The 11,850-nt window shown below is 61.7% G+C and carries 12 protein-coding genes and 1 pseudogene; 3 read left to right on the forward strand and 10 right to left on the reverse strand.

Annotated elements, in window-relative coordinates:
• Window positions 1–146 precede the first annotated feature (146 nt).
• From PCE31106_RS21220 to PCE31106_RS21235, 4 genes are all read right to left on the reverse strand, one after another.
• Entirely contained in the window at window positions 147–992 is an 846-nt protein-coding gene (locus tag PCE31106_RS21220; RefSeq protein WP_024087532.1) for a replication initiator protein A, read from the reverse strand.
• A gap of 26 nt (window positions 993–1,018) precedes the next feature.
• Complete coding sequence (locus PCE31106_RS21225; RefSeq protein WP_004883058.1) at window positions 1,019–1,303, reverse strand: helix-turn-helix transcriptional regulator; 285 nt, start codon at window positions 1,301–1,303, stop codon at window positions 1,019–1,021.
• A 111-nt stretch (window positions 1,304–1,414) separates the two neighbouring features.
• Complete coding sequence (locus PCE31106_RS21230; RefSeq protein ID WP_024087533.1) at window positions 1,415–2,185, reverse strand: DUF2285 domain-containing protein; 771 nt, start codon at window positions 2,183–2,185, stop codon at window positions 1,415–1,417.
• Between the two features lie 343 nt (window positions 2,186–2,528).
• Complete coding sequence (locus PCE31106_RS21235; protein ID WP_024087534.1) at window positions 2,529–2,879, reverse strand: DUF2958 domain-containing protein; 351 nt, start codon at window positions 2,877–2,879, stop codon at window positions 2,529–2,531.
• Between the two features lie 315 nt (window positions 2,880–3,194).
• Between PCE31106_RS21235 and PCE31106_RS21240 the strand changes: the two genes are divergently transcribed.
• From PCE31106_RS21240 to PCE31106_RS21250, 3 genes are read left to right on the forward strand one after another with little or no spacing between them, the layout of a single operon-like run.
• A complete protein-coding gene (locus PCE31106_RS21240) occupies window positions 3,195–3,485 on the forward strand; it encodes a helix-turn-helix domain-containing protein (RefSeq protein WP_024087535.1) in 291 nt (96 codons plus the stop codon).
• Window positions 3,486–3,493: 8 nt separating this feature from the next.
• Window positions 3,494–4,057 (forward strand): TIR domain-containing protein, encoded by a 564-nt coding sequence (locus PCE31106_RS21245; protein ID WP_024087536.1) that lies wholly within the window; start codon window positions 3,494–3,496, stop codon window positions 4,055–4,057.
• Between the two features lie 33 nt (window positions 4,058–4,090).
• Complete coding sequence (locus PCE31106_RS21250; RefSeq protein ID WP_024087537.1) at window positions 4,091–4,927, forward strand: macro domain-containing protein; 837 nt, start codon at window positions 4,091–4,093, stop codon at window positions 4,925–4,927.
• A 327-nt stretch (window positions 4,928–5,254) separates the two neighbouring features.
• Here PCE31106_RS21250 and PCE31106_RS24075 read toward each other — a convergent pair whose 3' ends face one another.
• The 6 genes and pseudogenes from PCE31106_RS24075 to PCE31106_RS21285 form a co-directional block, all read right to left on the reverse strand.
• The gene (locus PCE31106_RS24075; protein WP_011002526.1) at window positions 5,255–5,956 is read right to left on the reverse strand and encodes a TIR domain-containing protein; all 702 of its coding nucleotides are present in this window, start codon (window positions 5,954–5,956) and stop codon (window positions 5,255–5,257) included.
• An 11-nt stretch (window positions 5,957–5,967) separates the two neighbouring features.
• Window positions 5,968–6,453, reverse strand: coding sequence for a DUF2321 domain-containing protein (locus PCE31106_RS21265; RefSeq protein WP_004350864.1), 486 nt, complete (start codon window positions 6,451–6,453; stop codon window positions 5,968–5,970).
• A 114-nt stretch (window positions 6,454–6,567) separates the two neighbouring features.
• On the reverse strand, window positions 6,568–6,774 hold the full coding sequence (locus tag PCE31106_RS21270) for a hypothetical protein (protein WP_024087539.1): 207 nt from the start codon (window positions 6,772–6,774) through the stop codon (window positions 6,568–6,570).
• A 59-nt stretch (window positions 6,775–6,833) separates the two neighbouring features.
• Window positions 6,834–8,897, reverse strand: a complete 2,064-nt coding sequence (locus PCE31106_RS21275; protein ID WP_024087540.1) for a ParB/RepB/Spo0J family partition protein — start codon at window positions 8,895–8,897, stop codon at window positions 6,834–6,836.
• An 80-nt stretch (window positions 8,898–8,977) separates the two neighbouring features.
• Entirely contained in the window at window positions 8,978–9,808 is an 831-nt protein-coding gene (locus PCE31106_RS21280; RefSeq protein ID WP_024087541.1) for a DUF932 domain-containing protein, read from the reverse strand.
• A gap of 743 nt (window positions 9,809–10,551) precedes the next feature.
• Window positions 10,552–10,939: pseudogene (locus PCE31106_RS21285) on the reverse strand (ATPase).
• Between the last annotated feature and the right edge of the window lie 911 nt (window positions 10,940–11,850).

Here is an 11,850-nt window from a genome sequence, read left to right on the forward strand (position 1 = left end):
GTTAGGTAAGTTAGAGGGGCCGAAAATCCGCGCCGTTATTGGCTTTCCGGCGTTTTCGTACTCCTGATAGCACGATAGGCGTACTCCTGATAGCACGATACCCGGTACTCCTGATAGCACGAGTCCGTCCACACGTTTTCCCCGAGTTATCCCCGTGCCGTGTGCAGCACGGGCCGGAAGGTCAGCAGCTCCAGTCCGTCGTCCGGCATCCGCTCGATGCCCAGGACGTAGCCGGGCAACGACTGCCGCGACACCAGGGCGCGCAGGTCGTACGCGAAGTCGGAGAAGCGCGCCGCGCTGCCCGACTTGCGATGCAGGTGCCGGAAGTCGAATTGCCAGCCGTCCGGCTGCTTGCCGCCGTGCTTGCGCACCAGGCGGTACAGCCAGCGTTCGATGCCGCCCTTCAAGCGGAAATAGGCCGGGTCGATGGTCAGCACCAGGGCGGCGTCGAGCACGCCCGCATAGAACCAGTCCGGCAGGATCAGTTCGATGCCCAGCGGCACGCCGCTGGCATCGGCCAGTTCCTTCCACTCGTTGATCCACGAGAAGCGATGCAATCGCCTTCCCGTGGTTTCGCGGATGGACGTGGCCACCGTGGTCGATTGCAGCCGGTCGAGCGCGGCTTTCAGCCGCAGGTAGTCGTTGAGGGACGTGCCGCGCCCGATGAAGCGCAGGATCTCGTAGGGAGTGGCGCGTATCCAGCGCGACGGGCGGATGCCCGCGTCGCGCGCCTCCACGATCTGCGAGGCTGCCCAAATCAAAACGTCGGCGTCCCATATCGTGGCGATGCCATGCTCGGCCGTGCCTTCCACGCGGATGGTGATATTCCCGCTGCGGAAGTCGATCGGCGCGGTGCGCCGCGACTTCGCCAGCGAGAAGAACGGAAAGGCCATCAAGTCCTGGCTGTCGCGGGGAGCCATGTCGCCCGGCAGCGCGCGGAACAGGTCGAGCTGTTCGCGCTGCTGCAAGGCTTGCCCTGGCGGGCTGGACATGGCGACGGCCACCCACGCGCCAGCGATCAGCGGCCATCACGGTAGTCACCCGCGTGGCGCTCGGCGTATTCCGGGTCGGAAGTCGCCTCGTAGCTACGTTGGTCGGCCCAGGCATCGAGGTCAGACACTGCGTACATGACGCGGCGACCGAACTTGCGGAATTTCGGGCCGCCGCCGATCACACGCTGTTTCTCCAGCGTGCGCGGCGACAGGCGCAGGTATTCGGCGGCTTCGTCGTTAGTCAGGTAGCGTTGGGGCTGCGCAGGCGCAGCGACAGCAGCGGCGGCAGGCCGCAAGGGAGCGGGTCGCATGGGATGTACCTCCATCAAGCCCGGCCACACCACGCGGCCGGATAGAGGCACTTTCAAGAAAGCGAGGCTGCTTGCTAAGGGACGATCTGTGGGGGATGCGAAACGTCCCCTCTACTGCAACGGCAGCGGCGGAAGCTGTGCCAGGCGGCGATAGCCGCCGCGCATCAGCGCATCGCCACGGCGTACCAGCCGCCGAACGCGGGCACGTAAGGCGCTGTCCTTGTGCCAGTCGGCGGCGACAGCATCCGCCCCGAAAATCCCTTCGGTCACTTCACGCAAGGACGCGCCCGCGAGGGTCGCGTCGAGCGCCTGCAAGGTGTGCAGCTCCAGCACCGCCGCCGGCGTGGGCCGGGAACGGGCCGCCGCCGCAGGCGCGGCAATCGTAGCGGCGGCCAGGGCATCCAGCTCGGCCGCGAGCGTGCGATAGCGCGCGCAGGGCATGGCGCAGGCACGGGTGGCGTAGAGGTAGGCCATACCGTCTTCCAAGCCCGGCCCGAGCGCGAGCCGCAGGCAGCAGCCAGGCCAGCGCGACACCAGAACCAGGCGCTTGCCGTCGTGGATCAGGTGCTTGCGTCCTGGAACGCGCCACAACTCGAAGGCTTCGGCGTCCGGTGGCGGATCGGCGTCGGGGTAAAGCTGCACCACGGCATCGTGATCGGGGAACCAGGCTGGATGCGCGTCGCGCGCATCCAGGGCCGGGTCTTCCAGCAAGCGCAGGCCCCAAGCCTGCGCCGCGTCCGACCGGCGGCGACGGCGCAGCCAGTCGCGGCGGTAGTCGGGGTTTCGGCGTAAGTATTCCCAGGCCAGCGCAGGGCCATCAAGGTGCAGGACATAGAGATAAGCCGCTGTCGGATACCAGTGTTCGGCGCTGCGATCAGTCATGGCGAAACCTCCCAGTGTTCGGGGTGCGTCGCCACGATTTCCGCGATGCGAGAGCTATCGAAATGCCATCAGGTCGTCATCAAAAACGGTTAAGCTGTAACTGTTAGTGTCAAGACCGTTTGGCTCCGGCGTGTTGCGGTAGTCGTCTGAATGCGACGGCTGCGCAACCCGGAAATGGTGCGCGGCGTCGGATACCGTGCCGCAGCCCGCGCCAAGGATCAGGACTACTTACAGCATGGTTGCACCGCTTCGGTGCGAGAATGCGGATTCAGACCTGCACGGTCTTGACCAAGACTGAAATAGTCACAATGCGCCCCGGCTGGCCGGGCCGCGCTGGCTTTCATCAGTCCGTGATCGCGCCGTTCTCCTGCGCCAGCCGGACATACTCCGACAACGGACGCACCGCCTGGAAATACCGATCCCGTCGCACCGGCAGTTCGCGCGGCCCGGCGATGCCAGCCAGGTCGGACAACTTGACCGTCCCGAGCGCGGGCATCCCGATACCGAGGTCGATCAGACCGTAGGCCGTATCGCCATCCGCGGGGTCGAGGGACACCAGCAGCCAAGTGGCGTGCGCGTCCGGGGTGAACAGGCGCACCACGGGCAGCGGGTCGAACCGTTGACCAGCGGCGCGCGTCGCGCCGTGAGCCAGCAGCCGGGCGCGTTCATCTGCGGTGACAAGCGGCAGGGTCATGGGCAGCCTCCCCACGAAACCGAGGATGCGCGGATGCGCTCTTGAGCCAAAGCACAGAACCGTCGAACCGAATCTGTGCATTCGCGTGGAAGCACGGATGTGCAAGCCATCGCATCCGTAGAAGGACGGAAGCACCGAAGCGGAATTGTCGGAAGCCGGAAAGACACGGATGCGATTCCCCGGTTCTGTCGGAATCCGGGGATACGGATTTCCGTAAAAGCACGAAAGCGGCCTCTCAGCCATGAATGAACACTATAGATTGTAGCCCTATAGGATTCAATGGGTTGTCATCTTGGTTTTAAGAGGAAACCATAGGTGGCGGCAAAGTACTCATTGGCGAAGGCGTTGAAGACGGTCAGGAAGGCGCGTGGCTTGAGCCAGGAAGCGTTCTCCGACGTGTCGAGCCGCACCTATATGAGTACGCTGGAGCGCGACCTGAAAAGTCCGACCCTGCACAAGCTGACCGAGCTGTGCGAGGTCATGGACGTGCATCCGCTCACGTTGTTGACGCTGGCCTTTGCGGGCGACAGCACGCACAAGGCTGACGAGTTGTTGGCGCAGGTGCGCCAGGAACTTGAGGCGGTACTGAACTCTGATGGAGATTGAGAAGCGACATGGCATATCGAAATGGAAACTACACCGCCTTTTACGTTGCAGAGCCATTCCATCCCAGCTCGCTAGGTGCCAATGCGACGAAGGATTTTCAGTATTACAACACCCTACGGATGTGGAAAGGTGCTGATGCGACGTTCCCCTTCGTTGATTCGCACGACAAAACTTACAGTGTCCGCGATGGCAGCGATTGGGAATACACACTGAAACCCAGGCTCAGGGAGCGCCTTCGGAGCTCGAAGAACATTATCCTCATCTTGAGTTCGATCACGACGAATTCCCGCGCCCTTCGAGAAGAAATCGACTACGGGATCAACGATCAAGGGCTTCCTGTTATTGTCATCTATCCCGAATATGCCACCAAGGAAAGTCTGCTTGTCGGCGGATCATTGAAGCAGGCGGTCAAGAACCTGTGGGGAAATCTTCCCGTGTTCCGGGATTCGATGAACAAAGTCCCGACGCTTCATGTCCCGATGAATAAAGAGCTCATCAAAAAATCCTTGCAGGACGGCGAGTTTATGGTTGGGAGCATGAAGGCCCCAGGCATCTACAGATACAACCCATAATCAATCGACATATCGGAGCGAATGATTCACGTCATGGCGAAGGTCAACTTTTTTGACAAGCGGGTCATCAAGAAATTCCTTGAGATCACCGCTGTCGTCAGCGGTACGCTGTCATTCATAGTTATTTTTGTTGACGTTCCTGCCGAGTGGAAGCTGAAGGCTGGCTTGGCTTTCTTGGCAATACTGGCACTCACCTACGTGGTGATATGGCTCTGGTCGAACAACCTGAACAGTATCGACATCAATGTTGAGGGCAGCGATGTCGCGATCAAGACCGGCGACATTTTCCACCAGCCGGGATTGAAGGCAATTGCCTTCAATGAGTATTTCGACACTCAGGTGGACAACAAGATAATTGGCGAGACTTCTCTCAACGGAGTTTTCATCCAGAAGCATCTCGGCGTTCCGATTTCCGAATTAGACCGCTACATCGAGGAATACGCTTTTGATGAAAGTGAAGTCCTGGAGGAGAACGAGGCAAGGAAACACGGTAAGAAGAAAAGGTATCAGATAGGCACGATTTGCCTGTACGAAGACTATCTCCTGACCGCGTTCTCCAAGTTCGATGAGAACAACAAGGCGCTACTAACGATGCCGGAGTACCTTGAGTTCCTCATTAATTTCTGGGACAAGGTAAACAACGTGTACGCCCAGCAAAGCGTATCGACAACAATCTTTGGATCAGGAATCACGCGAATCAAAGGACACAAGAATATTTCCGACGAGGATCTACTGAAAATCATGCTGTGGACATTCAGAATCAGTGAGATGCGATTCAAATATCCCGCGAAGCTGACCATCGTGATCCACAAAGACAAGATCGACCAGATCAATCTTCTCGATATCAAATCCGCCAGGAACGGCGTGTAGTTTTCAATGGCGGTTCGGAGCGAGCCCACTTTGCAGATGCTGGCCGGGCCGATCAGGCACAGCCGGTTCGGCGGCATCGAGGGGCGCCAAGCCGTGCGCGGCGCGGATAGTCCGCAGGGCTTTCCCCTGGAGGCAAGCGCAGCGCCGCAGGCGCGAAGGCGTGAGGGATTGAAGCCGAATGGCCGTGACGACAAAGACGGCACGGGGCGCAGCCCGAAAGCCCGGCGGCGCTTTGCGCCGACACGCTCAAAAGTCTAAGAGCACAACAAGGGGCTCATTCTGGGAAATAGCAGGCACTATTTCCAAATAGATTTTATTTGCCGATGCCTACAGATTCGCCAACGAAATGGGATAACCCTGAGCCGCCATTTCCTTTGCCAGAAGCGGCCCTGCATCCTTTTGCAGATTGTCCTTGAATGGGATATAGAGCAACCCTTGGATGTCGGATGGGCGCTCCATATTGTCTTGTTGCTTCATGAGAATGGCAACGTTCTTACGACCGAGCAGCGTAAGCATCATGCCCAATTCCATCACAACATTTTGGCGTGCACGGAACGCCTTTTCGTCTTCGTGACCAGCGCGGTAGCCCTCGTCGTCGGGCGTGGCCAGCACCACAGCAAACTTTACTTCTGCCGTGTACTTTTCCAATTTCTCGATGATGGTCTGCCCTTCCGAAGGAAGTTGATCCAAGATCAACGGCTCAAGCCTCCAGCGGCGCAGCATCGCTTCAAGCTCGGTTCGGGCGGCATTATCGTGCCCATAAACCACGAATACCTTGCTGAGCATTGGCTTAGCAGCAGCGCCATTCTGTGGAGCTGGTGCCGCAGCCTGTGCAGGTTGCACGCCGAGGCAAGCCTTTACCGCCTCTTGGTTCTTGCCCTGAACATTGAAATTACCGGTGTGGTAGCTATTTACGATTGCACCATTTTGCAAACGAAGTTGTGTGCCAGTGCCGTTCGCAAGTGCCGTCTCATTCGCAATCTGAAGATTGCCGGCCTGTAGGCAGGCCTTAATTTCGTCGAGAGTCATCGCCATTCCTTCTAAGCTCCCCAAATCGCTTTTTTCGCAGCTTCGCTAAGTACATCGACAACAATGTCGCGCACGCCAGATGCAACCGAAGCGCCGACCTTCGTCATCACCTTCTTGAATCGAAGGGATGCAACTTGAGTTTTTGGACTGTCTTTGGTCAATTCCGTCAAATCGGTACGGAACTGCTGGACTTCTTCTGGCGACAGCTCTGCGCCTGCTTCCACTAGCTCAACAGCGCCAGCAATCTTGCGTTCAGTCCAAGGGAACCGGCTACCGCAGTTGTGGCAGAACGAGGGAGGCTCGTAATCACCACCCAAGCCGAAAACGCCTTCAACGTAGAAATCGCCGCGAATGGATGCGCTGCACGAAGGACACTGCATGATGGTCTCTTCACCGCACTTAGAGCAGAACGCCTCTCGAAGCTCGGGATTCTGATCAGCGGCTGTTGTTGCGACATGCCCGTTAGGACAAACCTGTGCGACCCGATATGTCCCCATTGCGCTCCCTTGTTATTTATGCCGATAGATACGGCGTTGGTCAAATCAAGGGATTGTAAAGCAGCAGCGTGGAAATTGGAGGCATGGATGACACCGGGCGCGGTGCTGATCGGGCTATTCCTTCGTCTCGATGAGCCACCACACGGCACGCGGCAAGGCGCGACCCGTGATGGGGTGAATGTCGGTCAGGTCGGCGCGGGCTGACCAGCCAGAGGGCGGGCGGTAGCCGCGCACGTCGCCTTCGCCGTGCCAGCGGCGGGCGCGTACCGTGCCGGGGGCATAGATCGCCGCCATGCGGGGGCGGCTGGTGGTGTAGGTCATGGGTGTTCTCCTTCCAGCAAAGCGCCCCGGTCGAGGCCGGGGCGCTTGCTTTTGCACGGTCAAGCGGCTAGCGCCACGGAGGGTTCATCTGCTGTTGCCTCGGCATCCTCCGGGGCGTCGTCCTGCTCCTGTGGTTCTGCCTGCGTGGCGTCCGGCCCTTCGGCCTTGAAGATGGCAGGCATCCAGCCCGTGCCGTCTGCCAGCCGCTCGGCTTCGCTGGCAATGTCGGCCTTCTTCAACTTCGCCAGCCGGGTGACGTGCGACGGGGCGAACCGCTCCACGGCTTCCAGAATTGCGGCCTTCGGCACATGCCGGAAATAGCCCTCATTGGTGGGCTTCCACCATGCGGCCATGTCCAGCCTCACGGCCTGCGCGAGTTCTTCGCCCGGCTGCTGCCGTGTGGTGCGGGGTGTCACCACGTCCACCGTGACGGCCACGCATACCGCCAGCAGCCGCACCAGTTCGTCTTGGGACTTCGCCAGCAGCGCGGCGAACAGTTCGGCGCTGTCCTCCGGCAAGGCTTCGCCCGCCACCTGTTGGAACTCGCGCAGCGCGACGGCGGCGGGGGATTCCGGCCAGTCGGGGGCCATGCCTTCCAGCCGGTCTTGCACTTTCAGGCTCACGCCCAGCGGCAAGTCGTGGCCGTGGTAGCCGCCTTGCAGCACCGTTTGCACCATGCCATGCACCAGCGCAGCCAGCGCCACTTGCGGATGCCGTGCCACTTCGATTTGCAGCGCGGCGGTGCGGTGGGCGCTCAACCGTTGCGCCAGCCGGTCGGACATGGCGGCGGTCTTGGGCTGCCCTTCGCTGTCTCCGTCCTCGCCCTCGTCGTCGTTCCCAGCATCCTCGCCGCTGAACCCTTGGCGCAGGCGTTCCAGCGTGCGCAGCGCCTTGGCTTCGGCCTCGCGCAGCAGCCCGCGATAAATCACGGCCTGACCGTTGCGGTCGGTGGTGACGATGGCACCGGCTGCGGCCTTCACGGTCGGGCCGTACTCCTGCAAGCCATCTTCCAGCGCCTGCAACTGCTCGCCCAGGGCTTCGCCTTCTTCCTGCAAGGCATCGGCCTCTTCCTCGTCGTCGGCGTCCAGCGCGTCATCCACGGCTGCGGCCAGTTCGTGCAGCTTGGTTTGCAGCTTCTCGATGCGGGCTGCTTCGCGCTTGGTCGGCTCGCGCCGCTCCCTCGGCGCACGCTGGAAGGCGTGCAGGTCGGCATGGGTCACGGCGGGCGTGGCATCCACCCACGCCCAACCTTCGGCCTTCACCTCGGCGGCGATGCCTGCCAGCTTGTCTTGCGCCAGCCGTTCCAGCAGCGCGGCATCGGTCAGATACACGCCCGCATCGCCTTCCGCGAACAGGTCGCGGCGGATGCCGCCGCCTGCGGTTTCGTAGCTGTCCAGCCCTACGAAGCGCACCAGCGGATGCCGGTAGGCGTCAATTTCCCTTTCGGTGAGGCGGTCGCGCAGCGCGGACGGCTGGCGCTGCCACGTTGGGGCGTCATAGAAGGCGCTTTCCTGCGCGGCGTGGTCGTCGGTGATGGCAAGGGCCATCAACTGGTCGAGCGTCACGGCTTCGGCGCGGTAGTCGGCCAGCAGGCGCGGCGACACGTTCGCCAGCTTCAAGCGGCGCTGCACCACCAGCGGGGACACGCTGAAATCGGCGGCTATGTCCTCGATGGGTCGGCCTTCGGCCACCAGCGCGGCGAATGCCTCGAACTGGTCGGCGGGGTGCATGGCTTCGCGTTGCACGTTCTCGGTGAGGCTGGCCGTGCGGGCGGTGCCATCGGCCACCAGCAGGCAAGGCACGTCCCATTCCTTGCTGATGCGGTGCTTCTTCGCCAGCAGCTTGAGGGCTGCGAGGCGACGGCCACCGGCCACCACTTCGTAATGCTCACCATCGGCGGCGGCAATCACGATGAGGTTTTGCAGCAGGCCGACGCGCTGGATAGATGCGGCCAGTTCGGGGATGGACATGCGCGGGGTCTTGCGCACGTTGCGGCCAGCAGGCCGCGACACCAGCCGCGACAGTGGAACCAGAATCAGGTTCTTGGTCGGGTCGGCGGCTTCCAGCGGGATAACGGCGGCGGTGTTGATGGCGCGGGCTTCGGTTTGGATAACGGCGTTCATGGTGATAACTCCTATCGGTTCAGGGATGCAGCAGCAAAGAAAGCGGCAAGGGCGGCTGCCTGCCCCTGCCGCGTGGGGAATCAGGCTTTCAACTGGCGCAAGCCATCGGCCAGCATCCAGAGGGCGCGATTGAGGCGCACATCGGAATCAATGCCCTGCACGGGGCGGGTCTGCTGGCGGCGTCCGTTGGCGCTGCGCCCGGACAGTCCGCCCTTGGTCAAGTTCTCCTGCGTGCGGTTGAACACGCTCCACAGGTCGGGGCGGCGGTCGTCGAACCGGCGCGGCATCAGGATTTGCGATTCGGTGATGGGCGCGGGCTTGTTGTCGGTGGGGTCGTACTTGAGGGCCAGCGCGGAACGGGCGAACACTTCGGCTTCGGAGTCATGGAGCGTGATCGCGCGCATGGCATCGCGGGAATCCTTCACCCGGTCGAAACCGCGCAAGACTTCATAAGCGCCTTCGATGACATGCCCGGAAACGTCACCTTTGTGGGGCACGCGCACATCGGCCACGGTGTCGCCGCAGACGAGGCCATTGCTGCACACGAACCGGAACATGCCGGCCAGCATCTGATAGCTGCTCGTCCCGTCATGGGAATTGAGCAACACGATTTCATTGGCTTCCGCGCCGTTGATCTGGCTGGCGTGGCGCAGGCGCAGCATGTGTTTGGTGTGCTCGCGCTTGCCTTCGTCGCGCACACGGGTCTGCGTCACCATGAAAGGCTGGAAACCTTCTTTGCGAAGCTCGGCCAGCACGGCGGCGGTGGGGATATAGGCGTACCGCTGCGAACGGCTTTCGTGCGGCGCGTCCGCGAAGATGGACGGCGCTACGCGGTAAATCTGGTCATCGGTCAGCGGGTAGTCGCTGCGCAGCGAGGGGGAGCGGGAAGCGAATTGGGATGCGAGTTGCATGGTCTTTCTCCTGACGAAAAGGGTTTGCTGTTCAAACCGCACACCGGATTCCTAGATTCGGAGCCCAGCCTTTCGGCTGTTCGGTGCGGTTGGCACGAGGAACCCGGTTGGCCCTGTTGCCACCGTCTTTCCTGAGTTCATCGCCCGCGGCCAAAGGAGCGCGCGGACGGGGGCCGTCAAGGAAACAAGCGCAGGGTTGGTGCGGCCCGCAGGCGCAGCCGAGGACACGGCCCTGCGCGCCTTGACGGCACGCGGGAGCGAGCTACGGTCGCGGACAAGGTGATGAAGTCAGGAGAGACGGCTGGACATGGCAACGGCCGTCCCTGTGTGCCGAACCGCACGCAAGCGAAGCGCGCAGGCCCGAAGCTGGAAGCCGGGCCGTAGGCGTCAGCGATGGAAGCCCGAAGGGGGCGAGACTCGCGCAGCGAGGCTCGATGCGCAGCACGACAGCGCGACCGGCCATGTTTCTTGGCCGGGGACGCCCATGCAATCAACGATGGACAGCATGGGGGTGGATGCCCTGGATGAAATGCCGCTGGTGCGTGGGGGGGGGCGCGCCGGCACAGCCGGGGCGGCGGTATTGAGGGGCGCCAAGCGTAGCGCGGCGGGGATGGCCGCATGGCCTTCCCCTGGAGCGCAAGCGAAGCGCGCAGCGCCGCAGGCGCGAAGGCATCGGCACCGGGCGCAGCAGAAAAAAAGGCGCGTCGTCCCGAAGGACAACGCGCCGGATGGTGGTCGTGCGATCAGTGCGCAGTCATCGCCTGCAACTGCTCGATCACGCCGAGTTCGACGAACACGCACGGCTGCTTGTCCGCGATCGGCACGTTGAACACGCGAGTGAACACCTCGCGTTTCAGGTGCGCCAAACGCCCCGTCCGGTACGCCTGTTCGGGGCTTCATGCGATCAGCGCCGGACGGCGAGCTGCTACGCTGCGGGTCGCATTCGACCAAGGCGACAAAGCCATCGTCGGACAGCTTCTGGTGTTCGGGGCACAAGCCCCAATCTGTCGCCGTGTGGCGCTCCATGCTCGCGCGCAGGCGCTTGTCCAGCAGGATCGCGCCGGTGTCGAAGCGAGCGCCGCAGACCAGGCAAACGTGTTGTTCGAGGGAAGCGTGCGATTTGTCGTTCATGACGCTCTCCGGTTGCACGGGCGGAATTGCCCGGAACCGTCGCCAGCACGGCGCAGCGCAAGCCGTCAGGGGTCAAGGACGGCCACGGGCCGCAAGCGTGCTCGCACGCGCAGCCCTTGACGGCGAAAACGCCGTGGTACGGTGAAGGGGGCAGCAAGACCGCCCAGCCCTCTCCAACGAAGGCACAACCGGCAAACGAAGCGCGCAGGCCCGCGAGGGCCGAAGGCGTCAGCGATGCGGAAGGCTGGCGAACGCCAGTCCCGTCAGGGATGAGCGGATAGCGAACCTGGAGCAGCGCAATCCGCGGAAGCGGAGACGCACAGAGTTTCCCTTCCGCCTATCCATTTGCGAATAAAATGCTTGTACCCTATCGGAAGCAAAGTATTTAACGCACCGCATTAGGTAGAAAATTACATTCCCATAATTGAGCAGGAGCTTAGTCGAACATCCCATGTCGTCATCTCTCGATTCTGCCGCCCGCGCATCCGCTAATCGGATCAGTCATTTCATTGAGGTACATCGGGGCCATCCCCAGGTATCTCTCTACGATCACATTAAAAGGCAACGCAGCGAAAGAGCCGCCCGCGCGAGTTTGCTCAAACTGGTTTATCTCGACACGAACGCATGGAAGTGCGTGTCGGACTTTCGGCGGAACAAAACGAGTCTCACGCCCGCAATGAAGGCGTTTGGGGCAACCATTGAACGGGCTGTTCAAACGGGGCAAATCGCGTTTCCCATCGGTGTCCCGACGTACTTCGAGCTGGACTCGATGACTGACCCGGCGACACGAGAAACGCTTACCCGACTGGTTGATGAGCTATCCCAAGGGTTCTGGGTAATGCCCCCCGCAAACCGGCGCTGGGAGAAGTAGAATTTTCTCGTTAAGAGGGAGTTCTGCAGATGAAGAAGTC

Origin of the sequence: Pandoraea cepalis, from assembly GCF_902459665.1 — a bacterium.
Lineage (GTDB): Bacteria > Pseudomonadota > Gammaproteobacteria > Burkholderiales > Burkholderiaceae > Pandoraea > Pandoraea cepalis.